This window comes from Herbihabitans rhizosphaerae (assembly GCF_004216555.1).
Lineage (GTDB): Bacteria > Actinomycetota > Actinomycetes > Mycobacteriales > Pseudonocardiaceae > Herbihabitans > Herbihabitans rhizosphaerae.
Window position 1 is genome coordinate 847,748 of sequence record NZ_SGWQ01000001.1, and the last position, 24,680, is coordinate 872,427.

Consider the following 24,680-nt stretch of genomic DNA (forward strand, 5'->3'; position numbering starts at 1 on the left):
CCCAACTTCTCATCAGCCCCATGCGTCACGTGCCCGGCATCGACGCCCACGTAGTTGCGGCCCCCTTGTTGGTCGTCTAGAGCCAGGGACACCTCACAGCCGGTCGATCCAGATGTCCCGTCGCGCCGGTCCAGACAAGCCGTCGCGGGCCTGAGTGCTTGGAACGGCTGTACGCGAAGCTGGCCACGATGAAGACGCGGGCAGGAACGGAGTTCAAGCCGGCACGAATTCATCAGATTCACCGCGTCGCGCGCACCGTGCTCGCCCAAACCCATCGGCGCGACCACATCACCAACAACCGGCAAAGCTGGCCAAGCCGCCACGAATACCTGACGAGGAAATCAGCCCATTCACTGAGGAGGAAGCTGCCAAAATTCTGGCTGCCGCCGACTCGTTTCGGAACATCGCCCGGTTCGTCATCGCCCTTACGCTTGGGCTACGAAAAGGTGAGGCGCTCGGCCCTGAAGTGGCGATATACTGACTTTGAGAAGCGCACGCTTTCGGTTCGGCGCACAGTTCGACGGCTGAAGTGGAAGCACGGATGCGACGCGCGGCTCTGTGTGGCCACCGGTACGGCGGACACTGTCCACAACGGCGCGACGGTGGAATGGTCGTCGCCGAGGTGAAGTCGAACGCCGGGAAACAGACGATCGGCCTGCCGGAACAACTGGTCGTGGTGTTGACCGAACACCGCGAGCGTCAGAACAAGGAACGCCGGCAACCTGTGGCATCACGAGGACTGGGTGTTTCCGAATCACGTCGGAAAGCCAACCCATACTCGCATAGACCACGACACATGGAAGGCCCTACTTCGGCGTGCCGGCGTGCGTGACGCCCGGCTGCACGACGCGCGGCACACGGCCGCCACCATGCTTGCTTGCCTTGGGAGCCCAACAGCGGGCCGCCATGGACGTGATGGGCTGGTCTGAGGCGTCAATGACGAAGCGATACCAGCACGTCGATAGCGAGCTGGTGGCCGCGATCGCCGACCAGGTGGTCGCCCACATCTGGGGCGACCCGGATGCCGAGCCCGGCGAGATCGAGGAGCTGTCCGACGAACAGGTAGCCGCGCTCCGCCGGTTCGCCCAAGCCCGACCGGACCTCTGGACGGCCTACTTCGGCGACCTCGACGGCGACGATGACGGCCAGTCCGACACCGTGCCGGTTGGCCGTCTGAACGGGGTCAACTGAGACGGAAACTGAGACGGACTGGGTCTGAACAGGGAAACCCCGGCAACCGTACTTCCTGGTTGCCGGGGTTTCCCTGTTCAAGAGCGGTGGCGGTGGGATTTGAACCCACGGAGGGCGTGAACCCTCACACGCTTTCGAGGCGTGCTCCTTCGGCCGCTCGGACACGCCACCGCCGGACAGAGTACAAGAGTGGTTACTTCCAGCCGCGCATGACCTCGGCGAGACGGGTGCGCGAACGGGACAGCCGGCCGCGCACGGCCTGCTCGGAAGCGCCGACGACGAGGGCGATCTCGGCGTAGCTCAGCCCGTCCACCTCGGCGAGCAGCCAGGCCACCCGCTGCCCTGGCGGCAACTGCCGCAGCGCCACCCGCAGCGCCCGCACGCCAGCACCCGCGACGGCGGCGCGCTGCGGGTCGGCGCTCACCCCGTCACCGCCGGAACTGCCCACCACGGTGCCGATGATGTCCGACAGCTCCTCGGTGGGGTGGGTGCGGCGGTCGGCGCGCTTGCGCAACAGCGCGAGGCACTGCCGGTGCGCGATGCGGAACAGCCACGTGCGCACGGCCGCCGGGTCGATCAGTTCGGACAGCCTGCGCCAGGCGGTGACGAACACCTCCTGGGTCACGTCCTCGGCCTCTTCCGGGTCGTGCAGCATGCGCAGGGCCAGCCTGCGAACGCGCTCGGAGTACCGGTTCACGAGCATCTCGAACGCGGCGACATCGCCGTCGGCGGCGCGTGCCGCGATCACGGCGTCCGGGATGTCTACTGTGGACTGTTCAGCCTCGGTCAGAGCCGCCAAGCCAAAGCCCTCCAACGCCCGATCGGGTTGGCCCGCAAGGAATGCGGACCAACCCGATCGTCTCAACGCGAGGCCGGCCTGGCCTGCTGAAACAGCCGCAGCGGCAGTGAGTCACCCCGTTGGGTGACCCCGCGCGGCGATCAGCTCACCCTTGGCCGGGGAGCTTGTCCCTGAAGTTGTCGAAGCCCTCCTGGGCCCGGTCCTGCATGTCCTGGGGGCCGCCCTGCTCTTCCTGCGGGGCTTCCTGACCCTGGTCCTGCCCCTGACCGCCGAACTTCTCCTTGGCCTGGTCGACGAACTCTCCGGCCTTGTCCTTCATCTCGTCGAAAATGCCCATGTCGACGACACCTCCGTGGTCGGCGGACCGATCCGGTACCGGCCCGGTCACTCCGAACGGATTCCCGGCAAGCCGACGCCCTCACGTCGATGTGATTCAGCTCACATCAGCGATGATCGGCGAAGAACTCGTCCAGCAGCGCGGCGCACTCCCGCTCCAACACCCCGCTGACGACCTCGGGCCGGTGGGTCAGCCGCCGGTCGCGCACCACGTCCCACAGCGAGCCGACCGCCCCGGTGCGCGGCTCCCACGCCCCGAACACGACCCGCGCGATCCGCGCGAGCACCAGCGCGCCCGCGCACATCGTGCACGGCTCGACGGTCACCACGAGCGTGCAACCGCCCAGCCGCCAGCCGTCGCCGAACCGCTCCGCCGCCGCCCGCAGCGCCAGCACCTCGGCGTGCGCGGTCGGATCGCCGAGCGCCTCGCGGGCATTGCACGCCGAGGCCAGGTCCGAGCCGTCCGGGGCGAGCACGAGAGCGCCGATCGGCACGTCACCGCTGTCCGCCGCGCGGCGGGCCACCGCGATCGCGGCACGCATGGCCCGCTCGTCGGCGGTCACGCCTGGATGGTGTCCAGCACCTTGCTGAACTGGTCTTCGAAGCCGCACCGCTGCGCGATCATCTGCAGCTGCTCGTCCGGGTAGAGATCGACATCGTCGATGATCACCTGCAGCTCGGCGGCCGGCACACCGATGTCGGCCAGCAGGTCCAGCGACCCCGCCGGCCACAGATCGTCATCGTCGTCGTCCGGCGGCTCGACCCGCAGCAGGTCCAGCGCGTCCGCGGCGATGTCGTAGTCCAGCGCGGCGGCCGAATCGGACAGCAGCAGCGTCACGCCGGCCGGGCCAGGGCGCAGCAGCAGGAAGAACTCGTCGTCCACGTCGAGCATGCCGAACACCGCGCCGGTGGACCTGATCTTGCGCAGCCCGGTGATCGCCGCGTCGAGCTCTCGCAGCGTTTCGATCTCCAGCGCCTCACAGCGCCACTTGCCGTCTTCGCGGACGACGGCGACCGCGAAGCCCTCGAGAGGCTCCATGGAGGACACGGTACTGGGATCACGCACTCAAGGTGCAACCGAGAATCCGTGCCAGTATCGATCACATGGACATCACGCCGCCGCCGCTGCCGCCGTCCCCGCTCTCGGACGACCCCCGGTTCACCGGCCTGCTGGACGCCGCCCGCGCGCTGCAGCCGAAAACCGTGGCGCTGCGCAGAGCGGTGCACAAGCACCCCGAGCAGGGGCTGCGGCTGCCGCGCACCCAGCAGGCGGTGCTGGACGCGCTCGGCGGCCTGGACCTCAAGATCACCACCGGCGAGAGCTGCAGCTCGGTGGTCGGCGTGCTGGAGGGCGACAAGCCCGGCCCCACCGTGCTGCTGCGCGCCGACATGGACGCGCTCCCCCTGACCGAGACCAGCGGGCTGGAGTTCGCCTCCGAGGTGGACGGGTCGATGCACGCGTGCGGGCACGACACGCACACCGCGATGCTGGTGTCCGCCGCGCGCCTGCTGGCCGACAGGCGGGACGCGCTCGCCGGCCAGGTGATCTTCATGTTCCAGCCCGGCGAGGAGGGCTATCACGGCGCCCGCCACATGATCCACGACGGCGTGCTGACGGCCGCCGGACGACCGGCGGACAAGGCGTTCGCGCTGCACGTCACCACCCGGCTGCCCAGCGGCGTGGTGTGCACCCGGCCGGGGGCGATGATGGCCGCGGCGGACACGTTCAGCGTGCGGGTCACCGGCAGGGGCGGGCACGGCGCGATGCCGCAGGACGCGCTGGACCCGGTGCCGGCCGCGGCCGCCATGGTGGGCGCGCTGCAGACGATGATCACGCGCCGGGTGAGCGCGTTCGACCCCACGGTGATCACCGTGGGCAGCATCCACGCCGGCACGACGAACAACATCATCCCGGAGTTCGCCGACCTGGAGGGCACGATCCGCACGGTGTCCGAACAGGCCCGCGCGTTCGTCCGCGAGGAGTTGCCGAAGGTGTGCGAGCACGTCGCGCAGGCGCACGGCTGCCGGGCCGGGGTGGACGTGGTGCCGGGCTATCCGGTGACGGTCAACGACGACGCGTTCGCCGAGCACGTGGTGCGCGTGGCCGGTGCGGCGCTGGGTGCGGACAACGCCGCGCTGATGGACTTCCCGGTGATGGGCGCCGAGGACTTCTCCTATGTGCTGCAACGGGTTCCCGGCGCGATGGCGTTCCTCGGCGCGTGCCAGCCCGGGGTCGACCCGGAGGAGGCGCCGCCCAACCACTCGCCGAGGGTGCACTTCGACGAGTCGGCGATGGTGCACGGCGTGGCGATGTACGCGGCGGTCGCACTCGACGCCCTTCGCTAGAAAACACTGCGTTGAGGGGACAATGTCCACATGCGACCGGTATGCGTGATCGGGCTGGGACTCATCGGCGGGTCGGTGCTGCGCGCCGCCGCCGCGTCGGGCCGGGAGGTCCTCGGCGGCACACTGTCCACAGAGGACGCGGAGGCGGCCGCCGCTGACGGCTTCACCGTCGAGTCCACTGTGGACGACGCGCTGCGGGCGGCGGCCGAGCGGGACGCGATCGTCGTGATCGCGGTACCGCTGCCGGCCGTGGACGAGGTGCTCAGACGAGTCGCCGTGCTCGCGCCCGACTGCCTGCTCACCGACGTGGTGAGCGTGAAAACCCCGGTGCGGCACGCGGTTTCCCGACTGGCACCGGCCACCGTGTACATCGGCGGACACCCGATGGCCGGCACCTCGTCGTCCGGGTGGGCGGCGTCCAGCGCCACGCTGTTCCAGAGCGCAGCGTGGGTGGTCACCGTCGACGACGGCACCCCGGTCGACGCCTGGCGCACGGTGGCCGAGCTGGCGCTGGACCTCGGCGCGCACGTGGTGCCGACCACCGCGAGCGAGCACGACGACGCGGTGGCCCGGGTATCCCACCTGCCGCACCTGCTGGCCGCGGTGCTCGCCGCGGTCGGCGCGGACGGCGGGCCGCTGGCGCTGGCGCTGGCCGCCGGCTCGTTCGGCGACGGCACCCGGGTCGCCGGCAGTTCGCCGGAGCTGGTGCGCGCGATGTGCGAGGGCAATCAAGCTCCGTTGCGGGAGGCGCTGGACGAGGCGCTCGGCCGGCTCGGCGCCGCGCGCGGCTCGCTGGCGTCCACCGGATCACTCGGCAAGACCGTCCACAGTGGACACGACGGGCGGCGGGCGCTGGACGGTCACCGCGCCGCCGCGCCGGTACCGATCCGGCTCGACCTCGCCGCACCCGAGGCGCTGGCGGGCCTGCGCGCGCTCGGCGCCCAGGGCGGCCGGATCGTGCGGCTGGACGGCGATGACGCGCTGGGCGAGGTGCCGCCCGAGCCCGCCGACTAGTGTCCCGTGTCCAAGGTTCCTTGATGATTGCCGGGGATCGGCGTGGATGCATCGCAAGGCGGAGGTAAGGCTAGTACCGGGGTTGTACTTGCCCTTGCCGACAACGCAGCGAGGCGCCGCGCCGGCCCCGGCAATCGCAAGATGACCTCGGACACGGGGCACTAGCTCCACGTCTCGGGTGCACAACGACACGTGCCTTCGAGGGCCGGACCTTCTAGTTTGACGGGATGGATCAACGAGTGCGGCGAGCGGTGCTGCTCGCCGCGGGCGTGGCGGTGATCGGCGGCCTCGTGGTCGTGCTGCGCGAACCGGCGGCGGACAACGCCACGCCGGAGCCGGAGAAGCCGGTCGCGCAGACGTCGGTGCGCCGGCACGCCGGCGAGGGCGTCGTGCTCCCCGATCCGGGCGCGCGGCCGGCCGCACCGGTGCGGCTCGTGATCAACCCGGGCGGCGACCGGCTGCGGGTGATGTGGGGGCAACAGGAGACCGGCACGCCAGAACCGGCCGGCGCCACCGGCTACGAGGTGCGCTGGGGTGCGCGCGGTCAGCTCGGCGAACCCCAGCTGATCGCCGAACCCGCGATCCAGCTCGACGGCCTGGAACCGGGCAACACCTACAACGTCGAGGTGCGCACGGTCGACGCGTGGGGCCAGCGGTCCGAGCCGGCCAAGGCGGCCGGCACGCCGGTACCCGATCCGGCGGACAGCGCGCCGCTGAGCGTGCTCGACCGGTTCGACGGCCCGAACGCCCCCGACCCCCGGCTGTGGCGGTTCGCGCACTCGCAGGCGTGCGCCAGCGCGACCCCGGAGCGCGGCCGGCTGATGATCTCGGCGCGCTGTGGGCCGCAGTCCGTGGCACTGCGCTCCCGCACGCCGTTTCGCTTGGCGCACAACGAGAACGTGCTCGGCCGCGCGGTTGTCGAGACCGACGCACCCGGCAACTCCGGCGAGCTGCTGTTCGACTTCGTGCCCGGCCCGGTGGACCTCACGCCGACACCGGCCGGCCCGCCCGCCCCGTCCGGTCCCGCCGGCATCGACGAGCAGGTCCCGCCCGGCGCGATCCGGGTGCGGGTGTGGACGATCCCGACCGGCGGACCGGTCACCGGGGACAGCCCGCTCGGCACCCCGCTGACACAGGTCCAGGTGGTCACCGCACCCGGCACGCCGGCCGCCGGTGTCCCGGTCACCCCGCACCCGGTGCCGCTGGCCAGAACCGGGTTGACCATCCGCTGGGAGGTGCGGCTGACCCGCGAGGGCGTCCGCGTGTTCCGCGACGGTCAGCTCGTCGGCGCCGGCCAGGTGGTGCCGACGTGGACCGAGGCGACCGCGCTGGTCGGGTTCGTCGGACCGCAGGGCGGGCAACTGCGTGCGGCGGTGGACCGGGCCGGTTTCGCCGGTGCGCCAACGGAAACACCGCAGCTGGTCGTGCCGCCGGCACTGGACCTGGAGCGCCGGATCGGGCCGTTCAACCCGCTGCCCACGCCGGTCGACGGCCCGCCGATGGCCGGTGTCCGAAGTGGACAGTTGCGGCTGACCGTGGTGCCGAGTACCGACGTGCCCGCGCCGGTCGACCGGCACGCGCTGGTCGTGGACGTCGGCGGGAAGGTACTGCCGGCGCGGCCCGCCGTGCCGGGTCAGGTGCTGGCCAGGCGGGTGCGCTACCCGGTCGTGGTCGACCTGCCGCCGGAGGCGATCGTACTGGGCAAGGAGCGCGGCGAGCTGTCCGTGCGGGTGTGGAACGCGCGGGACAGCACGCGGCTGCTCGCCGACATCGAGCACGCCAGCCTGGAGCTGACCGGCGAGCCGGGTGCCGGTGCGGTGCCGGCGCCGCCCACTCCGCCGGTCCCGCCGCCACCGCCCGCGGTCGCACGGCCGGAGCCCGTGCTGCTGGACGCGGCCGGCATGCCGGTCGACCCCGGCAGGAGCGTGCCGCCCGGCCGGCTGCTGCTGGACGTGACCATGGACGCGGCGGCGAGCCGGCGTGCGGGCGCCGCCGTGGCCGGGCTGGCCGGAATCGAGGTGTGGCTGGACGGCCGGCACCTCGCCGGGTTGCCCACGACGGCGGACGGGCCGGGCGTCGGCGGCCGCTGGCGGATCGCGCTGAACACCGTCGGCCTTGTGCCCGGCCCGCACTCGATCGAGGTCAGGGTGATCAGCACGGACCCGAACGCCACCCGCGCGAACCGCTACGTGTCGCTGCTGCTCACGCCCTGATCAGACCCGCGAGGAGATCCCGGGGTAGGTGATCACCACGCCGTCGGAGTCGACGGTGATGTCGGCGGTGAAGTCGTCCTGGGCGAACCGCACGACCGACTCGCGCTCACCGATCGACACGGTCGAGTAGGTCTGCCGCACGACGTGCACGGTGAGGTCGGGCAGCGTCACCCACACCACGGCGAGCTCGTGCTCGCCGGGCTCACGGTGCAACCCGAGCCGGCGGATCGGCAGCGCGTTGAACGTGACCGCGCCGGCCAGATCGATGTCCGCGGCACCGTCGAAGTCGCTGCGCTCGGCGCCGGAATCACCGCGGCCGTGGTCGACCAGCCACACGCCGTCCTCGGAGCGGCTCAGCGAGACCGTGCGCTCCTCCTCTGCCGTGGTGCTGCGCACGAGCAGCCGGCCGGAGTCGGCGGTCTTGTCCACGCCGAGCTCGAAGGACGCGTTGTACGCCTCGATCCCCGCCGCCGGGTCCGACGCCACGACGAGCCTGCCGGACCCGCGCAGCCGGCCCTCGCTGACCAGGAGCCGGACCGACTCCATGGACGGCGGGTTCTCGCCGCGCCAGGTGTGGATCACAGATGAGGAGCGGGTCCCTCCGTTCGGAAGGACCCGCTCACCGTGTTGAGCGTTCGTCACTGGTTGCCTGAGTCCCCACGCTTGTCGGGGCCGCCGCCGGGCAGGACGTCCTTCGCCTTGTCGGTGGCCTTGTCGATCTTGTCCGCGTGGCCGCCGAACTTACCCTTGGCGAACTCTCCGGCCTTGTCGACACCCTGTTCGATCTTGTCGCCGTGCTTCTCGCCGATCTCCTCGGCCTTCTTCTTCAGCTTTCCGAAGTCGATACCCATGGTGCTCCTTCGCACTCCAACTGAAGGTCGGGCCACCACTCGATCGTGGCATTACGCCGTCGAACGTTACCCCTATCGAGCATGAGGGGCGCGTCCGAAGCCGGACGCGCCCCTCATGCGAGTGATGCCTTGATCAGCCGTGGTTGCGGCGGCGCTGCAGCGCGAACACGCCACCCGCGGCACCCAGGGCGAGCACGCCGAGGCCGACCAGCAGCGGCGCGTTGCCGCCGCCCGACTCGGCCGGCGCGGCCTGCGCGTCACCGGCGGGGATCTTCACCGGAACGCTCGGCTTCGGGCTGGTCGGCACCGGAGCGGCGGCCTTCCAGCTCACCTTGGCCTCGTCGGACAGCTTGGTGTTGTCCGCCTTCGCCAGGATCAGCGACTGCGTCGGGTGCTGCTGGTAGTCCTTGCCGATGAACAGCCGGCCGGCGGTCAGCTTGGCGCTGGCGTCCAGCTTGAAGCTGCCCTCACCGGCGGCCGTGGCGGACGGCACGTCGAAGAAGATCTCCGAGCCGTTCTTGATGTCCTTGGCGGCCAGCTCCTTGCCGGCGGTGTCGACGACCTTGACACCCTCGGGAAGCTGCTTGGTCAGCTCGACCGCGTCGGCCGTGGTGCTGACCTTGAACGGGCCGACCTTCTTGCCGGCCTCGCCGGACAGGCTCTCCGGGCTGATCTTCAGCGCGGGGGTCGGCTGGTCACCGATGCCGACGTTGTCCTTGCCGGTCAGGAAGCCGTAGAGCTTGTTGACGTCGTCCTTGGCGTCCGCGTTGCCCGGGGTCGGGTTCGCCGTGTCCAGGTTGGCCTGGTCGCTGAAGTGCCACACCGCGGCCTGGGTCGCGGAGATGGCCTCTTCCTTGCTCAGCCCGTCCTTGAACTGCAGGCCGGCCTTGGTCGTCGTGGTGGACAGCTTGTCCAGTTCCACCGCGGGGTAGGAGTGGTGCAGCACCCAGTTGACCTTGGCGCGGTTCTTGTGGAACGGCGATTCGCCCTGCGGGTAGGCGTCCCAGCCGACCTCGTTGAAGTCGGGGAACTTCGGGTCGATCGTGACGTGCAGCTCGACGCAGTACGTGCTGAGCTTCGCGTCCCCGCTCTTGAGACCGATCAGCTTGGTGGTGATGTTCTGCGGGCCACCCTTGAGGTTGACCCGGAGGCCGTCCACGTTGCCCGAGGGGTCCAGCTTCCCGGTGGTCTGCGCGCTGGCCGGCAGTGCCGTCAGCATGGTGATGATCGAGGCTCCCACGACGGCAGCGCCGGCGCGGACGAGGGTTGACCGACTAGCCATGGCTCTCCTTATGCGCGGTCCTAAACAGCGGTCCCCGATGTTGATCACCTCACGGTCCGCTCCCCCTGTTGAGATCCGGGAGCCACTCCTGGTGAGTCGATCAGCGAGGCCGGACTTTAGCGCTGACACAAAACGGACAGTGTTCGGGGGGTGACAATTAGTCCAAATGGCCTAACGTGATTCCCAGCGCGCCACAACGTCGTCGAGCACCGTCATCGGCAGCGCGCCGCCGCCCAACACCAGGTCGTGGAACTCGCGAATGTCGAAGGCATCCCCGAGGCTCGCCCGCGCCCGGTCCCGCAGCCGCTCGAATTCCAGCCGTCCCACCATGTAGGACAGCGCCTGGCCCGGATAGGCGATGTACCGGTCGATCTCGACCACGATGTCCTGCCGCGCCATCGGCACGTTCTCGATCATGAAGTCGATCGCCCGCTCGCGGCTCCACCCCTTGACGTGCATGCCGGTGTCCACCACCAGCCGGCTCGCCCGCACCGAGTCCATGGCGAGCATCCCGAGCCGCGCCACGTCGTCGGTGTACAGGCCCATCCGCTCGGCCAGCCGCTCGGTGTACAGCCCCCAACCCTCGGCGTAGGCGTTGACGATCACGTACCGCCGCAGGTCCGGCAGCTCGGCCAGCTCCTGCGCGATCGAAATCTGGAAGTGGTGGCCCGGCACCGCCTCGTGGAACGCGGTCACCTCGGCCAGGTACCGGTCGCGCTGCTCGGCGTCGTGCGTGTTGGCGAAGTAGGTGCCGGCGCGCGTGCCGTCCGCCGACGGGCGCATGTAGTAGGCCATCGGCGCGCCGGGCGCCTGTGCCGCCGGCACCGCCTCCACCACGCACGGCGAACTCGGCAGCCGGCCGAACCACTCCGGCGCCACCCGTTCCGCGCGGGCCACCGCCGTGCGCGCGGCGTCCAGCAGCTCGTCGGCGTCCCGCCAGCGCATCGCCGGGTCGGTGCGCAGCCGCTGGAACACCTGCTGCCGGTCCGACGTGCCGAACACCCGCTGGCCGATCTCCGCGTACTCCCCGGTCAGCGCGTCCAGCAGGTCCAGCCCGGTCTGGTGCAGGTCCTCGGGCGTGCGGGCGGTGGTGGTGTGGAACTCCGACAGCGACGCGTAGGACGCCTCGCCGTCCGGCAGCCAGCACAGGCCGACCTTCTCGGCGTCCCTGGCGTGCCCGTTCACCTCGGTGGCGAGCACCTGCCGGTAGGCGGTGAAGGCGGGGCGCACCACGGCCTCCAGCAGGGCGTCCCGCTCGACGGCGAACGCCTCGGCTCCGTCCGGCGGGGTCGGCCGGCGCAGCGGGTCGGCGTCCGGATCGGCGAGGTACCGGTCCAGGTGCGCGACCGCGTTGGTGACCAGGTGCGCGACCGGCAGCCGGCCGGCACGCAGGCCCACCCGATGCCGCTCGGCGATCGCGCCGAGGAAGGCGGGGATCGCGCGCAGCCGCTCCACGTAGGACTCGCCGCGCCCGTCCAGGCTGAGCATCGGCAGCGCGGTGAGCAGGCCGGACGCCGGGGCCACGAACAGGTCGGTGATCGTGTACTCGACCTGGCGGGAGTCCAGCGCGGAGAGGAACGCATCGGCCTGCTGTTTGGCCACGTCCAGCGTCACCAGGTCCTCGCCGTGCACACCGGCCCGATCGACGGCGTCCAGCCGCGCCGCGATGTCGGTCACCCGCGCCCGCGAGGCCGCGTCCCCCTCCTCCGAGGGGTCACCGAGACCCTCGTAACCTGGCAGCCCGAGCAGGCTCGCCTCGAGCGGCTCGGCCTCGAGCAGGGCGCGCAGCAACTCGTCGGCGATCGTCTGGACGCTGGTCGCGGGGTCGGCGTTCATGTGCTCCCTGTCGTCGGGGGGTACTTGGTCGGGCTGTGAGGTTAAGGCCAAGTTTTCCGGAATGGTGGCGAGACAGGAAGATCACCATGCAGACTGGCCCGGCCACAGGTGGTGACGAAACGGGAGTCATGCAGGATTCGCACGCCGGCACCGTGTGCTGGGATCGCACGCCCGACCAGGTCGTCGGGGTGTTCCGGCCGCGGTCGGTGCACTGGTTGCGCCGGCAGCTCGACGGGTTCCGACGGCTGCTGGAATGGCGGCACGAGGGCTACACGGCCGACGAGACGAGCGTCGCGCTGGGCCTGAGCCTGCCCGAAAAACTGACCGACTACCCGCCACTGGCCGCGCTGTTGGAGAAATTCCTTCCGCTGGAGGACCCCGAGCCGCTGCGGCTGTGGTGGGAGCCGGACGTGGTGTCGTTCCTCTACCTGGTCACCGAGGTCACCCTGGAGTCGCTGCCGGACAACGGCGGCGTGGTCACCCTGGACGAGCGCGAGGTCGACGCGTGGACGGCCGCCCTGCCGTCGATGCGGATCGTGTACGCGATCGCGTCCGGCGTGTGGCAGCCGCCGGAGGACACCTCCGAGCGCGGGTACGCCCAAATGCCTCCGGTCGACCCGGAGAAGCACGAATGGCACGCGCAGATGGTCGAATGGCTGGCGCACGTGGTCGACGGGCTGACCGACATCGCGCAGCCGGAGCCGGCCGAGCACCACTGACGGAAGGGCACCTCATGGCCGCGAGGCGGTTCTCGTTCGAACTGACCGGCACCACCACGGCGGATCCGAAGACCGTGCACTCGCTGGTCGCCGAGGGGCCACGGTGGACCGAGTGGGGTGCGCCGCTGATCGGGCACGCGTCCTGGGCCCGCGAGGGTGTCGACGAGCCGGCCGGTGTCGGCGCGATCCGTAAGGTGGGCCGCTGGCCGCTGTTGCTGCGCGAGGAGACGCTGGAGCACGAGCCGGGCCGGTTGCACGTGTACACGCTGCTCAGCCCGGTGGTGCGGGACTATCGCGGCGAGGTCTTGCTCACACCGCGGGGTGACGGCCGCACGCTGGTGACCTGGCGGGTCGCGTTCACCGAGCGGGTGCCGCTGAGCGGGTTGGCCGTGTCCAGCGGCACGCGGATCGTGATCAAGCACATGCTGGGCAAGCTGATCGCCGCCGCGGAGAAGTCGCGCGGCTGAGTGGCCTGCCGGAACCGGCGTCCGGTGGCCGTCTCGGAGTGCCACGTTCGCGGGTTAGCGTGACGCCATGGTCGACGGCTCGGCGATCCTCGCGATCGCGCTCATCGCACTGGGCTTGGTGCTCACCCCCGGGCCGAACATGATCTACCTGGCGTCCCGGTCGATCTCGCAGGGACGGCGGGCCGGGCTGGTGTCGCTGCTCGGCGTGGGCGCGGGATTCCTGGTGTACCTGGCGTTCGCGACGGCCGGGCTGGCCGCCGTGTTCGTGACCGTGCCGGCGGCGTACACGGTGCTGAAGATCGCCGGCGCGCTGTATCTGCTGTTCCTGGCCTGGCAGGCGATCCGCGGCGGCAACTCGCCGTTCCAGCCGAAGGATCTCGCGCCGGACAGCAGGCGCAAGCTGTTCGGGATGGGCGTGCTCACCTGCCTGCTGAACCCGAAGATCGCGATCCTGTACGTGTCGCTGCTGCCGCAGTTCGTGGACGAGGCGCACGGTGCGGTGTGGCTGCAGAGCCTGGTGCTCGGGTTGGTGCAGATCGCGGTGGCGATCACGGTGAACGGGCTCGTGGTGCTGACCGCCGGTGGGCTGTCGAGGTTCTTCTCCGCGCGCGAGGGCTGGCTGCGGGCGCAGCGCTACACGATGGGCGCGGTGCTCGGCTTCTTCGCGGTGCGCATGCTCACCGACCGCCGAGCGGCTGCTTAGACGAGTCGCGCCAGCTCGCCGGCGAGCTGTTCGCCCCAGATGCGGTAGCCGTGCGCGCCGGGGTGGAAGCCGTCGGCGGCGAAGTGCTCCGGCCGCAGCGCCGCCCGCGCGGCCGGCACGTGCCACACACCGTCCACTTGGGACAGACGGGCGAGCTGCGCGTCGAGCGCGCGGCTGCGCAGGCCGAGCACGGTGCGCAGCGGCTGCGGCAAGGTCGGGAACGCGTCCATCGGCGGCACGCCGGCCAGCATCACCGGGACGCGGCCGAGCCGGGCGCGCACGGCGACCACGAGTGCCAGCATGTCGCGGCGGAACGCGGCCGGTGAGCGCAGCTCGATCGTGTCGTTCACGCCGAGTGCGATCACCACGGCGTCGGCTGGCGCGGCGCACGCGCTGTCGAGCAGTTCGCGGCGGACCCGCCGGGCGTTGGCCCCGGTGCGGCCGGACGCGAGCCAGTGCACGCGGCGACCGGTGTGGCCGGCGAGCGCGATGGCGAGCCGGCCGGTCAGCCCGTCGGTGTGGCTGTCCACCCCGACACCGTCCACTGTGGACTCGCCGAGGGTGAGCAACCGCAGTTCCGGAGCACCGGCCCGCCCGGCGGCACCCGTCGCGTCCTCGGTCGCGGGTGGCAGCCTCGGGGTGTCCCGGCGCACCCGCATGCCCTGTGCGAGCAGCGCCGGGGCGAGCAGGACGGTGGCCGCCGTGGCGGCGAGTGGTCTGACAGCGTTCACATAACGATGTTACCAAATGCCGCCGGCCACCGAGACCTGTTGCCGCACAAGGGAATCGTCCGTAATCGTGGCCAGCAGGCAGTCGGCCAGGTCGGCGCGTGAGATGCTGAACCGGCCGCGCACGTTGCGCCGGGTGTTGCGGTGCACCGTGCCGGTCCGCTTGCCGTCGGTCAGCCGGGGTGGGCACACCAGCGTCCAGTCGAGTCCGCTGCCGCGCACCACGGTCTCCATCACCTTCATATCGGCGAACGGGTGCCGCAGCACCGCGTTCAGGATCGGCTTGGCCACGAACCGGGTGACCGGATCGTCGCCGGTGGTGTGGATCCCGGCGGCGCTGACCACGACGAACCGGCGCACGCTCGCTCCGCGCATCGCGGTCACGATGGAGTTCGCGGCGTCCTGGGCGACGGTCGTCGGGCCGCGGCCTCGCGCGCCGATCGCGAACACCACGGCGTCGCGGCCGGCGACGGTCGGCTCGATCGACTCCGGGTCCATCACGTCGGCGGTCACCACGTCGAGACCGGTGCGCTCGCCGATCTCCAGCCGCGCGGGATCCCGCACCACGGCGGTGACCTGGTGGTCGGCGTCCAGCGCCTGCCTGACCAACTCGGTGCCGGTGCCTCCGGTCGCTCCGAACACGGTGATCTTCATGGGGCCACGCTCCTCCGGTTAGTGAGTACTCACCCAGGGGCTAGTGATTACTCACTTACCATGCCAACCGGACGCTGAGAACGTGCTCAGACGCGTCGCACCCATAGTGGGTGAGTACTCGCTACTACTGTGGTGAGCACTCACTCACCCGAGGAGACGACATGGTGCCCACGCGCGAGCGGATCATCGACGCGGCGGAGAAGCTCATGCGCGAGAAGGGCTACGCGCACGCCACCACCAAGGAGATCGCCAAGGCGGCGGACTGCTCCGAGGCCACGCTGTACAAGCACTTCGAGGACCGCACCGACATCTTCCTCGCGGTGCTCACGCTCCGGCTGCCCGATCTCGGCTTCCACCTGGACAACCTGATCGCGAAGGCCGGCTCCGGCACCGTTCGGGCGAACCTCATGCTGGTCGCCGACAGCGCGCTGCGGTTCTACCTGGAGAGTTTCCCGATCGCGATGTCGCTGTTCTCCTCGCGCGCACTGCTCGACGCCCACCGCGCCAAGCTGAAGCTGCGCGAGATGACCCCGAGGTACCCGAACAACCAGCTCGCCGAGTACCTGGGCGCCGAACAGAGCCAGGGCCGGCTGCGGCGCACGTTCGACCCGGACGCCGCCGCGTCGCTGCTGCTCGGCGCGTGCTTCCAGACCGCGTTCTTCGCCACCTTCGACGACCAGCCGCCGGACGACGCGGTCATCGAGCATCTGGCCGGCCAACTGGTCAAGGCGCTGCTGGAGAACCTGCGCCCGACCAAGGAGACCCGTTAGCCGTCGGCGCGGCGCACCTCGTCGCGATGCGCCCGCCACCGCTCGAGCAGGCTGTCGAACTCCTTGGCGGCGAACCGAAAGAAGTCTTGGGTCTCGGCCAGCCGCGCCTGCGCCTCGGTGTTCGTGCCGACCGCGCCCAGGCCATCATCGAGCGCGTTGACCATGTTGTCCCAAATGGTGTTCCTGCGGCCGTACACCTCGAACCAGCCGTCGTCGAGCAGCTTGAAGTGGTCGCGGCGTTCACCCGGCTTGCGCGCCCGCTCGATCAGCCCGATGTGCTCGAGGTACTTCACCGATCCGGAGATCGCAGCCGGGCTGACCTGCAGTAACCCGGCCAGCTCCGACGCGGTCAGCTCACCGGATTCGGAGGCCATGATGCCGACGAAAACACGGGCGCCCATCCGCTGCATACCCGCGTTGGTGAGCACCAGCGCGAACCGCTCGATGAACTGGCGAACGGCCTCTTCGTCGCGGTCTGGCGCGTCGGACTGAGAACTGGCGGGCTGGGAACTCATGACTTCATCCTGCGTGACAGTGCCATGGTTCATCACCCGATCCATACGTTTTCTTAACTTCACAACTTTGTGAAGTCACAGTACCTTCCGAGCTATGGACAACGCCATCTCCGTCAACGGACTACACAAGTCGTTCGGGCGGACCAAAGCTCTCGACGGACTCGACCTCACCGTCGCCACCGGCGAGGTGCACGGCTTCCTCGGCCCGAACGGCTCGGGCAAGTCGACCACCATCCGCGTGCTGCTCGGCCTGCTGCGCGCCGACCGCGGCGAGGTCACCCTCCTCGGCGGCGACCCGTGGCGCGACGCCGCGGACCTGCACCGCCGCCTGGCCTACGTGCCCGGCGACGTCAACCTCTGGCCCAACCTGTCCGGCGGCGAGGTGATCGACCTGCTCGGACGCCTGCGCGGCGGCCTGGACACCAAGCGCCGCGACAGCCTCATCGAGCGGTTCGACCTCGACCCCAAGAAGAAGGGCCGCACCTACTCCAAGGGCAACCGGCAGAAGGTGGCGATCATCGCCGCGCTCGCCTCCAGTGTGGAGCTGCTGGTGCTGGACGAGCCGACCTCCGGCCTCGACCCGCTCATGGAGGCCACGTTCCAGTACGCGATCAGCGAGGAGATCGAGCAGGGCCGCACCGTGCTGCTGTCCAGTCACATCCTCGCCGAGGTCGAGGCGCTCTGCGACCGGGTCAGCATCATCCGCAACGGCCGCACCGTGGAGACCGGGACGCTCTCCGAACTGCGCCACCTCACCCGCACGTCGATCTCCGCCGAGCTCGCCGGCCACCCCAACGGTCTGTCCACATTGGACAGCGTGCACGACCTGCACGTGGACGGGAACAAGGTGCGCTTCGACGTGGAGACGCACGCGCTGGACGACGTGCTGCGCCGGCTCAGCGATGTCGGCGTGCGCAGCCTGACCAGCCAGCCGCCGACGCTGGAGGAGCTGTTCCTGCGCCACTACACCGCGGAAGGGGCGGTGACGAAATGAGCGCCGCACTGGTCGGCACCAGGCAACTGGTCCGGCTGGCCCTTCGCCGCGACCGGATCATCCTGCCGATCTGGATCCTGGTGCTGAGCTTCCTGCCGGCCAGCACCGCCAAGCTCTACCACGAGCTGTACCCGACCGAGGCCGCGCGCCAGGCGCTGATCAGCGGCGCCGGCAAGAACCCGTCGATCAGCGTGATCTACGGGCCGGCGTTCGACCTGTCCACTCCCGGCGGGTTCGCCTCGTGGCGGTACACCGGCGTGATCGCCGTGCTCATCGGCCTGATGGCGATCTTCACGGTCACCCGGCACACCAGGGCCGAGGAGGACACCGGCCGCCTCGAACTGCTCGGCTCCACGGTCGTCGGCCGGTACGCGGCACTCACCGCCGCCGTGCTCGTGTCGGCCGGCACCAGCCTGGTGATCGGCCTGCTGATGGCCTTCTCCAGCATCGGCGCCGGACTGCCGGCCGCCGGCTCGTTCGCCATGGGCCTCGGCCTCACGCTGGTCGGCTGGACGTTCACCGGCGTCGCCGCCGTGTGCGTGCAGATCGCCGAGTTCTCCCGCACCGCCAACGGAATCGGCTCGGCCGTGCTGGGCGTGACCTACCTGCTGCGCGGCGCCGGCGACTCCAGTACGGACGCCACCTGGCTGTCCTGGCTGTCGCCGATCGGCTGGGCGCAACAGGTCAGGGCGTTCGCCGGCGAGCGCTGGTGGGTACTGCCGATGACGCTGGTGTTCGCGGTGGCCATCGGAAGCGTCGGCTACTGGCTGCTGCCCCGCCGCGACGTGGGCGCCGGCGTGCTGCCGGCCCGCCCGGGACCGGCCGTCGCCGCACCCGGCCTGCGCAGCCCGTTCGCGCTGGCCTGGCGTCTGCAGAAGGGCACCCTGATCGGCTGGACCTCCGGAATGCTGTTGGTGGGCGCGATGTTCGGCTCGCTCGCCTCCGGGATGGGCGACCTGATCGGCGACAGCCCGCAGGCCAAGGAGATCTTCCAGCGCATGGGCGGCGCACAGTCCATTGTGGACTCGTTCATCGCGGGTATGGGTGGCATGTTCGGGATCTTCGCCGCGCTGTACGCGGTGCAGGCCGTGCTGCGGATGCGCACCGAGGAGACGGCCGTGCGGGTCGAACCGCTGCTGGCCACGAACGTGAGCCGGTTGAGCTGGGTCGGCAGCCACCTGGTGTTCCCGATCGTCGGGCCGGCGGTGATCCTCGCGGTCGGCGGGTTCGGCATGGGCCTGATGCACGGGCTGCGGGTCGGCGATGTGGGCGGCCAACTGCCCGGCGCGCTGGGCGGCGCGCTCGCCCAACTGCCCGCGGTCTGGGTGGTCGCCGGGATCTCGGCGGTGCTGTTCGGCCTGTTCCCCAAGTACGCGATGGCGGCGTGGGCGCCGATCGGCCTGTTCGTGCTGATCACCATGTTCGGCCCGGCGGTGAACCTGAGCCAGGCGATCATGGACGTCTCGCCGTTCACGCACATTCCGAAGCTGCCGGCGGCCGAGCTGACCATGACGCCGCTGGTGTGGTTGACCGGGATCGCGGTGGTGGCGGTCGCCGCCGGAATGGCGGGTTTCCGCCGCCGCGACATCGGCTGACCAGGAATCGGTTCGGGGAACCGCCGACCGTCCACTGTGGACGGTCGGCGGTCGGTCGTTCAGGTCGCGGGCACCGGGACCAGCGACGCGAGCTTCCAGCCGTCCTCGGTCCGCCGCAGGGTCGACTCGATCCGGCTGAGCTTGTCGGTCGGCGCCGCGCCCTCACGCTCCACCCTGGTGCGCACCGCGGCGAGCACCGTCGCGGTCCCGGCCGCACTGTCCAATTCGGACACCGCGGCGCTCAGGATCGTGGCCGTGGTGACCGACTTCGCCTGCCGGATCGTCTTCTTGCTGTCCTCCGCCTTGGCCCTGATCTCCTGCAGCAGGTCCCCGGTCACCACCGACTGCCAGGCCCGCAGGCCACCGTCGACGTCGCGGTAATCGAGCGTGTGCATCACTCGCGCACCCTCCGACCCGGCGCGCAGCACCTCGTCGCGCACGTCGGCCAGCGCCGCGATCTCGTTGGCCGGTGGCGGCGGCAAGGCGGTGCCCGCGACCGTGCTGGCCGGCCACAGCAGCCCGACCACCAACCCGATCGTCGCGACCGCGACGACGCCGGCAAGCACCAGCCACGGCAGCCGGTTTCCCTTGTCCGGCAACGGTTCCACCGGACCGATCGCCGTGCTCTCGGACTCACCGAGGTGCGCTGCGACCTCGGCTCGTTGCGCGGCGATCAGCCGGTGCACGCCGTCCGGCCACGGCCGCTCGGTCGGCGTCACCCGGCCGACCAGCTCCAGCAGCTCCTTCGGACTCGGGCGCTCGGCGGGATCCTTGGCCAGGCACGGCGCCACGATCGCGCGCAGTTCGTCCGGCACGCCGTCCATATCCGGCTCGGCGTGCACCACGTTGTACAGCGTCTGTGGGGTGGACGTGCCGGAGAACGGCGAGCGCCCGGTGATCGTCAGCAGCAGGATCGCGCCGACCGAGAACACGTCCGACGCCGGGGTCATCTCCCGCCCGTCGGCCTGCTCCGGCGACATGAACGCGGGTGAGCCGATCACCACGCCGGTGTGCGTCAGCTCGGTGCTCTCGCCGCCCTCCACCGCCCGGGCGATGCCAAAGTCGATCACGCGTGGGCCGTCGTCGGTGAGCAACACGTTGGAGGGCTTGAGATCCCGGTGCACCAGCCCGGCACGGTGGATCTCGATCAGCGCCGAGGCGAGGCCGGCGGCCAGGTGCCGCACCGACTCGGCGGGCAGCGGTCCGACGGCGTCCACCGCCTGGCGCAGTGACGGTCCCGGCACGAACACCGAGGCCAGCCACGGCGTCGGCGCGTCCGCGTCGGCGTCCATCACGGCTGCGGTGTACGCGCCGGACACCGCACGGGACGCGTCCACCTCGCGGCGGAACCGCGCGCGGAACCCGGTGTCCTCGGCGAACTCGGCGCGCACCTGCTTGACGGCGACCCGGCGCCCGTCCGGGGAGACGCCGAGCAGCACCCGGCCCATCGCGCCGCTGCCGAGCTCGGCGACCAGCCGGTACGGCCCGACCTCGCGCGCGTCCGAGGGTGACAGTGCCTTCATCGGGGCCTTCATCGGGCGAACAGATCGATGTCGGAGAGCTTCCAGCGGCCGTCCACCCGAGCCGCGGTCACCAGCGCCTGCGACGCCCCCGTCTGACCTGGGCTGCCGTCGCGGGTGCTGCTCTGGTCCAGGAACACGAGCACCGAGGCGTCTGTCGGCGACAGCGTTCGCACGGCGGCGCGCACGGCCCTGACGGTCAGCACCGCCTTCGCCGCGGGAGCCTGCGCGACGACCGCGCCCATGATCTCGCGATGCTTGCGCTGGTACGCCCCGGTGGTGAGATCGGACACCGCGCGCTCCAGCGCACCGAGGTCGGCGTAGTTGTAGGACAGTGTCTTCTCAGCGGCCGCCTTGACCTGCTCGAGGACCTCGGCGGTGGCCGGAACGTCAATCACCGCAAGGTTTTCCGGCCCGGTATCGGGCGCGGGGTCGGCCGCCGCGGGGCCGACTCCGAACGCGAGCGCGGACACGAGCAAGCCGGCGGCGACCATGGACTGTCGCTTGGTGAACACGCGGGTCTTTATAGCACCTGGCGAACAACTCGATGCCGCTTTCGCCCCGAATATGGTTTGCTTGGCTAAGAACCTTTGGGAGGCCCTGTGAGCGTGGTTACCGGCAGCGTCGCCGGGCGGACCGAGCGCCTGCCGCGCGAGGTGTGGGTGCTGGTCGCGGCGAATTTCGTCATCGCGGTCGGGTACGGCATCGTCGCCCCGGCACTGCCCACGTTCGCGCACAGCTTCAACGTGAGTGTGACCGCCGCGTCCATCGTGGTGAGCGTGTTCGCGGTGTCCCGGCTGGTGTTCGCCCCGGCCAGCGGCCGATTACTGGCCATCATCGGCGAGCGCAAGGTGTACGTCACCGGCTTGCTGATCGTGGCCGTGACCACGGGGTTGTGCGCGTTCGCCGAGGCGTACTGGCACCTGCTCGCGTTACGCGCGCTGGCCGGGATCGGCTCGACCATGTTCACCGTGTCCGGCGTCGCGCTGCTCGTGCACGTGACGCCGCCGACGCTGCGCGGCACCGCGTCCGGCTGGTGGGCCAACGGCTTCCTGCTGGGTAACGTCACAGGGCCGATCATCGGCGGCGGGCTGATCGCGGTGTCCCTGCGCACCCCGTTCCTGGTGTACGCGGGCGCGCTGATCGTCGCGGTGGGGATCGCGTGGTGGTTCCTGCGGCACTCGACGCTGATCGCGGCGGCGGCCGACGACGACAAGCCGGTGCTGACCGTGCGGGAGGCGGTGCGGCACCGCAGCTATCGGGCAGCGCTCGCGTCCAACTTCGCCAACGGGTGGACCGTGTTCGGCGTGCGGATCGCGCTGGTGCCGCTGTTCGTGACCGAGGTGCTGCACCGGGACGCGGCGTTCGCCGGCACCGCGATGGCGATCTTCGCGGCCGGCAACGTGGTCATGCTGCTGGTGTCCGGCAAGCTCGCGGATTCCTTGGGGCGCAAGCCTTTGGTGCTCGTCGGGCTGATGGTGTCGGCCGGTGGGACGATCTGGCTCGGGTACACCGAGACGGTGCCGGCGTTCATCGCCGCGACCGTGCTGGCCGGCCTCGGGTCCGGTCTGCTGAACCCGCCGCAGCAGGCGACGGTGGCCGACGTGGTGGGCCGCGACCGGCGTGGTGGCCCGGCGCTGGCGACCTTCCAGATGGCCGCGGACCTCGGCGCGATCCTCGGACCGGTGGTGGCCGGCGCGCTGGCCCAGGCGACCTCGTTCGGCGCGTCGTTCGCCCTCACCGGCGCGCTGTCGGTGGTCGCCGCCGGCGTGTGGCTGTCCGCACGGGAGACCCGCCCGCACGTCGAGCCGGAAACGATCGGCGCCCAGGCCGGCTCCGGCGCGTGCGGCACCGACGAAGCACCCGACCTGCGCTGCACCGCCGACGCCGACCGCCGTTAGCCGCGTCCGACATCGCGAGTCCCGCGCCCTGCACCCGCGAGTCCCGCGCTGTGCACCCGCGAGTCCCGCGCCCTGCACCGGCGAGTCCCGCGATCGGGTGCGCGTTGCTGTGCCTAGCCAGTCGGGTCGGCCTGCCGGTGGCGGGCACGGCGGACGGTCTCCAGCAACGAGCCGTGCAGCAGCGCGCGACCGTTCTGGTGCACCGACACCGCCTCGGCGAGTTGCACGCACGCCTCCTCGATCGCGCGCCGGGCGTCGTCACGCTCCCTGGTTATCGCCGACAGCAGCAGCGCGGTGAGCGCCACCGATCCGTTGAACGCCTGCAGCACCACCATGTTCGCCAGCGTCCCGTGCTCGGCGAACGGCCCCGCCCGCTCGACCGCGGCGACCACCGCGAGCACGGAGACCAGCAGCGCGCACGGCGCGGCCGCCGCGTGCTGGAACCGCATCGCCGTCCAGATCAGCAACGGCAGCACCAGGAACAGCAGGTCGAACGAGGTCCTGGTGGCGAACAGCGTGACCGCGCAGATCCCGGCCACCAGCACGCCCGCCTCCAGCCAGCGCAGCGGTGAGACGCGCCAGGGCCACCGCCACTGCCGCGCGATGACCAGCACCAGCGGCACGATCACCAGCACGCCCATCGCGTCGCCGGTCCACCACACCGACCAGGTGGACACGAACTCGCGCAGCGGCACCGCCTCGGCCACGACCAGCGTCGAGGTGCCGATCGTGGCGCTGACCGCCATACCGGCCAGCGCGCCGAGGAACACCAGCGCGAGCGCGTCGCGCAGCCGGTCGAGCTCGGGCCGGAACCGCGCCCGGTCGAGCAGCAGCCGGGCGCACACCGGCGCGAGCGTGTTGCCGGCGACGATCACCAGCAGCGCGCTCGCCGACGGCCCGAACGGCATGTTGACCAGTAGTGCGCCCACCGCGATCCCCGGCCAGACCCGCATGCCGAGCAGCAGCAGGCAGGCCAGTGCCACTCCGGTCGACGGCCACAGCGGGGTGACCTGCCCGCGGACGAGCGCGAGCTGCAGCCCGATCTGCGCCGCGCCGTAGTACAGCGCGGCGACCGCGGCGCACCGCGCCACCACATCCCACACTCGCCCGGTCGACACGGCGGCCATTCTCCGCCGTGCCACACCGGCCGGACAATGGTTATCCCATTTTCAAGAAATACGCGCACTCTCGACTGGGTGAAACGTCCGACGATATGCGGTCGGCGACGTGTGCATTGCTTTGGTGAAATGATGCCGAAATGTCACCACACTGTCGAAACCAACCGCCGAGGCGATTTTCTCGACAGGAGTTCTCGTGGTCTCCAGCAGCGGAAGGCTGGCCTGTACTCGCTGCGTGATCAGCCATCGGATCGGGCTCGTGCCCGTGCATCGGGTGAAATGTCGCAGGTAGGTACGGGTGGACATGGCGGCCATCTCGGCCAGCACCGGAACCGTGATCTCCTCGGTGAGATTCCGCAGCACCCATTCCATGGTCGCCGCCACACGGTCGTCGTCGGACTCGACGCCCACCGGCGACTCGATGTACTGCGCCTGCCCGCCGTCCCGGTGCGGCGGCACGACCAGACGCCGCGCTATCGCATTCGCCGCGGCCGCACCGAAATCCTTCCTGACCAGATGCAGGCACAAATCCATACCGGCGGCACAACCGGCGCTGGTGAACACGTCACCGTCGTCGACATAGAGCGGATTCGGGTCGACTTTCACGGTCGGAAAACGCAGCCGGAGGGTATCCGCGTAACGCCAATGCGTGGTGACCGTCCGTCCGTCGAGCAGACCGGCGGCGGCGAGCGCGAAGGCGCCCGAACAGATCGACACCATCCGCGCGCCGCGCTGGTGCGCCAGCCGCAACGCGGCGATCAGCTCGGGCGACGGCTCCTCGTGCACGTCCTTGATGCTCGGCACGATCACCGTGTCCGCCGCGGCGAACTCGTCGAGCCCGTGCGGGGTGGACAGCGTCGCGCCGCCGATCACCCGCACCGGCTCGGGCCGTTCGGTGCAGACGGTCAGCCGGTAGGACGGCACGTCCAGCTCGGGCCACACGAGCCCGAACACCTCGATGACGATGCCCGTCTCGAACGAGGACATGCCGTCGTAGGCGAGTACGGACACGGAGATCTGTCGCTGGCCAACCATGGCGCAATCTTATCGAAGATGGTCGTCTACGCCACTCGTCGTGGCCGTCGAGATGTCACACCATGGTTGGCATGAGGAACAACGTGAACCACG

The 24,680-nt window shown here is 70.6% G+C and carries 28 protein-coding genes and 1 tRNA gene; 13 read left to right on the plus strand and 16 right to left on the minus strand.

The window, feature by feature from the left end; all coding sequences use genetic code 11:
• Positions 1–158: 158 nt before the first annotated feature.
• The 3 genes from EV193_RS04315 to EV193_RS04325 all read left to right on the plus strand — a co-directional run bounded on the left by EV193_RS04315 (position 159) and on the right by EV193_RS04325 (position 1,191).
• Complete coding sequence (locus EV193_RS04315; RefSeq protein WP_130342595.1) at positions 159–626, plus strand: hypothetical protein; 468 nt, start codon at positions 159–161, stop codon at positions 624–626.
• Positions 627–743: 117 nt separating this feature from the next.
• Positions 744–929 carry a hypothetical protein gene (locus EV193_RS34690; RefSeq protein WP_165401216.1) on the plus strand — a complete coding sequence of 62 codons (186 nt, stop codon included), beginning with the start codon at positions 744–746 and terminating at the stop codon, positions 927–929.
• A gap of 7 nt (positions 930–936) precedes the next feature.
• Positions 937–1,191 (plus strand): hypothetical protein, encoded by a 255-nt coding sequence (locus EV193_RS04325; RefSeq protein ID WP_130342596.1) that lies wholly within the window; start codon positions 937–939, stop codon positions 1,189–1,191.
• Positions 1,192–1,275: 84 nt separating this feature from the next.
• Here EV193_RS04325 and EV193_RS04330 read toward each other — a convergent pair.
• The 5 genes from EV193_RS04330 to EV193_RS04350 all read right to left on the minus strand — a co-directional run bounded on the left by EV193_RS04330 (position 1,276) and on the right by EV193_RS04350 (position 3,365).
• Positions 1,276–1,362: transfer RNA gene (locus EV193_RS04330), tRNA-Ser, on the minus strand.
• A 22-nt stretch (positions 1,363–1,384) separates the two neighbouring features.
• Positions 1,385–1,990 carry an RNA polymerase sigma factor gene (locus EV193_RS04335; protein ID WP_242613128.1) on the minus strand — a complete coding sequence of 202 codons (606 nt, stop codon included), beginning with the start codon at positions 1,988–1,990 and terminating at the stop codon, positions 1,385–1,387.
• A gap of 145 nt (positions 1,991–2,135) precedes the next feature.
• Positions 2,136–2,327: a hypothetical protein gene (locus tag EV193_RS04340; protein WP_130342597.1), complete on the minus strand. Its 192-nt coding sequence runs from the start codon at positions 2,325–2,327 to the stop codon at positions 2,136–2,138.
• Between the two features lie 106 nt (positions 2,328–2,433).
• On the minus strand, positions 2,434–2,889 hold the full coding sequence (locus tag EV193_RS04345) for a nucleoside deaminase (RefSeq protein ID WP_278044154.1): 456 nt from the start codon (positions 2,887–2,889) through the stop codon (positions 2,434–2,436).
• Positions 2,886–3,365 (minus strand): tRNA adenosine deaminase-associated protein, encoded by a 480-nt coding sequence (locus EV193_RS04350; RefSeq protein ID WP_207222482.1) that lies wholly within the window; start codon positions 3,363–3,365, stop codon positions 2,886–2,888. Before EV193_RS04350 ends, EV193_RS04345 begins: the two co-directional genes overlap by 4 nt.
• A gap of 65 nt (positions 3,366–3,430) precedes the next feature.
• On the opposite strand from EV193_RS04350, the gene EV193_RS04355 reads away from it, so the two are divergent.
• The 3 genes from EV193_RS04355 to EV193_RS04365 all read left to right on the plus strand — a co-directional run bounded on the left by EV193_RS04355 (position 3,431) and on the right by EV193_RS04365 (position 7,899).
• On the plus strand, positions 3,431–4,672 hold the full coding sequence (locus tag EV193_RS04355) for a M20 metallopeptidase family protein (protein WP_130342599.1): 1,242 nt from the start codon (positions 3,431–3,433) through the stop codon (positions 4,670–4,672).
• Between the two features lie 30 nt (positions 4,673–4,702).
• A complete protein-coding gene (locus EV193_RS04360; RefSeq protein WP_130342600.1) occupies positions 4,703–5,686 on the plus strand; it encodes a prephenate dehydrogenase in 984 nt (327 codons plus the stop codon).
• A 227-nt stretch (positions 5,687–5,913) separates the two neighbouring features.
• Complete coding sequence (locus EV193_RS04365) at positions 5,914–7,899, plus strand: fibronectin type III domain-containing protein (RefSeq protein WP_130342601.1); 1,986 nt, start codon at positions 5,914–5,916, stop codon at positions 7,897–7,899.
• Here EV193_RS04365 and EV193_RS04370 read toward each other — a convergent pair whose 3' ends face one another.
• The 4 genes from EV193_RS04370 to EV193_RS04385 form a co-directional block, all read right to left on the minus strand.
• The gene (locus EV193_RS04370; RefSeq protein WP_242613129.1) at positions 7,900–8,481 is read right to left on the minus strand and encodes a putative glycolipid-binding domain-containing protein; all 582 of its coding nucleotides are present in this window, start codon (positions 8,479–8,481) and stop codon (positions 7,900–7,902) included.
• A 56-nt stretch (positions 8,482–8,537) separates the two neighbouring features.
• Complete coding sequence (locus EV193_RS04375) at positions 8,538–8,750, minus strand: antitoxin (protein ID WP_130342602.1); 213 nt, start codon at positions 8,748–8,750, stop codon at positions 8,538–8,540.
• 133 nt (positions 8,751–8,883) lie between these two features.
• On the minus strand, positions 8,884–10,032 hold the full coding sequence (locus EV193_RS04380; RefSeq protein ID WP_130342603.1) for a thioester domain-containing protein: 1,149 nt from the start codon (positions 10,030–10,032) through the stop codon (positions 8,884–8,886).
• A gap of 171 nt (positions 10,033–10,203) precedes the next feature.
• Positions 10,204–11,868 carry a DUF885 domain-containing protein gene (locus tag EV193_RS04385; RefSeq protein WP_130342604.1) on the minus strand — a complete coding sequence of 555 codons (1,665 nt, stop codon included), beginning with the start codon at positions 11,866–11,868 and terminating at the stop codon, positions 10,204–10,206.
• A 128-nt stretch (positions 11,869–11,996) separates the two neighbouring features.
• Between EV193_RS04385 and EV193_RS04390 the strand changes: the two genes are divergently transcribed.
• The 3 genes from EV193_RS04390 to EV193_RS04400 all read left to right on the plus strand — a co-directional run bounded on the left by EV193_RS04390 (position 11,997) and on the right by EV193_RS04400 (position 13,757).
• Complete coding sequence (locus EV193_RS04390; protein ID WP_165401217.1) at positions 11,997–12,587, plus strand: DUF2017 family protein; 591 nt, start codon at positions 11,997–11,999, stop codon at positions 12,585–12,587.
• 14 nt (positions 12,588–12,601) lie between these two features.
• Complete coding sequence (locus tag EV193_RS04395; protein WP_130342606.1) at positions 12,602–13,054, plus strand: SRPBCC family protein; 453 nt, start codon at positions 12,602–12,604, stop codon at positions 13,052–13,054.
• A gap of 67 nt (positions 13,055–13,121) precedes the next feature.
• Positions 13,122–13,757 carry a LysE family translocator gene (locus EV193_RS04400; RefSeq protein ID WP_130342607.1) on the plus strand — a complete coding sequence of 212 codons (636 nt, stop codon included), beginning with the start codon at positions 13,122–13,124 and terminating at the stop codon, positions 13,755–13,757.
• Here EV193_RS04400 and EV193_RS04405 read toward each other — a convergent pair.
• Positions 13,754–14,416 (minus strand): SGNH/GDSL hydrolase family protein, encoded by a 663-nt coding sequence (locus tag EV193_RS04405; RefSeq protein WP_130342908.1) that lies wholly within the window; start codon positions 14,414–14,416, stop codon positions 13,754–13,756. The two genes, EV193_RS04400 and EV193_RS04405, sit on opposite strands and share 4 nt — an antisense overlap.
• Before the next feature lie 81 nt (positions 14,417–14,497).
• Positions 14,498–15,139, minus strand: coding sequence for an NAD(P)-dependent oxidoreductase (locus tag EV193_RS04410; RefSeq protein WP_130342608.1), 642 nt, complete (start codon positions 15,137–15,139; stop codon positions 14,498–14,500).
• A gap of 161 nt (positions 15,140–15,300) precedes the next feature.
• Between EV193_RS04410 and EV193_RS04415 the strand changes: the two genes are divergently transcribed.
• Positions 15,301–15,909 carry a TetR/AcrR family transcriptional regulator gene (locus tag EV193_RS04415; protein WP_341273136.1) on the plus strand — a complete coding sequence of 203 codons (609 nt, stop codon included), beginning with the start codon at positions 15,301–15,303 and terminating at the stop codon, positions 15,907–15,909.
• On the opposite strand, the gene EV193_RS04420 is transcribed toward EV193_RS04415, so the two are convergent.
• Positions 15,906–16,424: a GbsR/MarR family transcriptional regulator gene (locus EV193_RS04420; protein ID WP_130342609.1), complete on the minus strand. Its 519-nt coding sequence runs from the start codon at positions 16,422–16,424 to the stop codon at positions 15,906–15,908. The two genes, EV193_RS04415 and EV193_RS04420, sit on opposite strands and share 4 nt — an antisense overlap.
• A 94-nt stretch (positions 16,425–16,518) precedes the next feature.
• Here EV193_RS04420 and EV193_RS04425 point away from each other — a divergent pair, with 94 nt between their 5' ends.
• Both EV193_RS04425 and EV193_RS04430 read left to right on the plus strand, forming a co-directional pair.
• Positions 16,519–17,418 carry an ABC transporter ATP-binding protein gene (locus tag EV193_RS04425; protein ID WP_130342610.1) on the plus strand — a complete coding sequence of 300 codons (900 nt, stop codon included), beginning with the start codon at positions 16,519–16,521 and terminating at the stop codon, positions 17,416–17,418.
• Positions 17,415–19,013, plus strand: a complete 1,599-nt coding sequence (locus EV193_RS04430; protein ID WP_130342611.1) for an ABC transporter permease — start codon at positions 17,415–17,417, stop codon at positions 19,011–19,013. Before EV193_RS04425 ends, EV193_RS04430 begins: the two co-directional genes overlap by 4 nt.
• Before the next feature lie 59 nt (positions 19,014–19,072).
• On the opposite strand, the gene EV193_RS04435 is transcribed toward EV193_RS04430, so the two are convergent.
• A complete protein-coding gene (locus EV193_RS04435) occupies positions 19,073–20,536 on the minus strand; it encodes a protein kinase domain-containing protein (protein WP_130342910.1) in 1,464 nt (487 codons plus the stop codon).
• Between the two features lie 8 nt (positions 20,537–20,544).
• Entirely contained in the window at positions 20,545–21,048 is a 504-nt protein-coding gene (locus EV193_RS04440) for a hypothetical protein (RefSeq protein WP_130342612.1), read from the minus strand.
• A gap of 87 nt (positions 21,049–21,135) precedes the next feature.
• On the opposite strand from EV193_RS04440, the gene EV193_RS04445 reads away from it, so the two are divergent.
• On the plus strand, positions 21,136–22,434 hold the full coding sequence (locus EV193_RS04445) for an MFS transporter (protein WP_242613130.1): 1,299 nt from the start codon (positions 21,136–21,138) through the stop codon (positions 22,432–22,434).
• A gap of 113 nt (positions 22,435–22,547) precedes the next feature.
• Here the strand turns inward: EV193_RS04445 and EV193_RS04450 are convergent, their stop codons facing one another.
• Positions 22,548–23,552, minus strand: a complete 1,005-nt coding sequence (locus EV193_RS04450; RefSeq protein WP_207222483.1) for an MASE1 domain-containing protein — start codon at positions 23,550–23,552, stop codon at positions 22,548–22,550.
• 51 nt (positions 23,553–23,603) lie between these two features.
• On the minus strand, positions 23,604–24,587 hold the full coding sequence (locus tag EV193_RS04455) for a helix-turn-helix domain-containing protein (protein ID WP_130342614.1): 984 nt from the start codon (positions 24,585–24,587) through the stop codon (positions 23,604–23,606).
• Between the last annotated feature and the right edge of the window lie 93 nt (positions 24,588–24,680).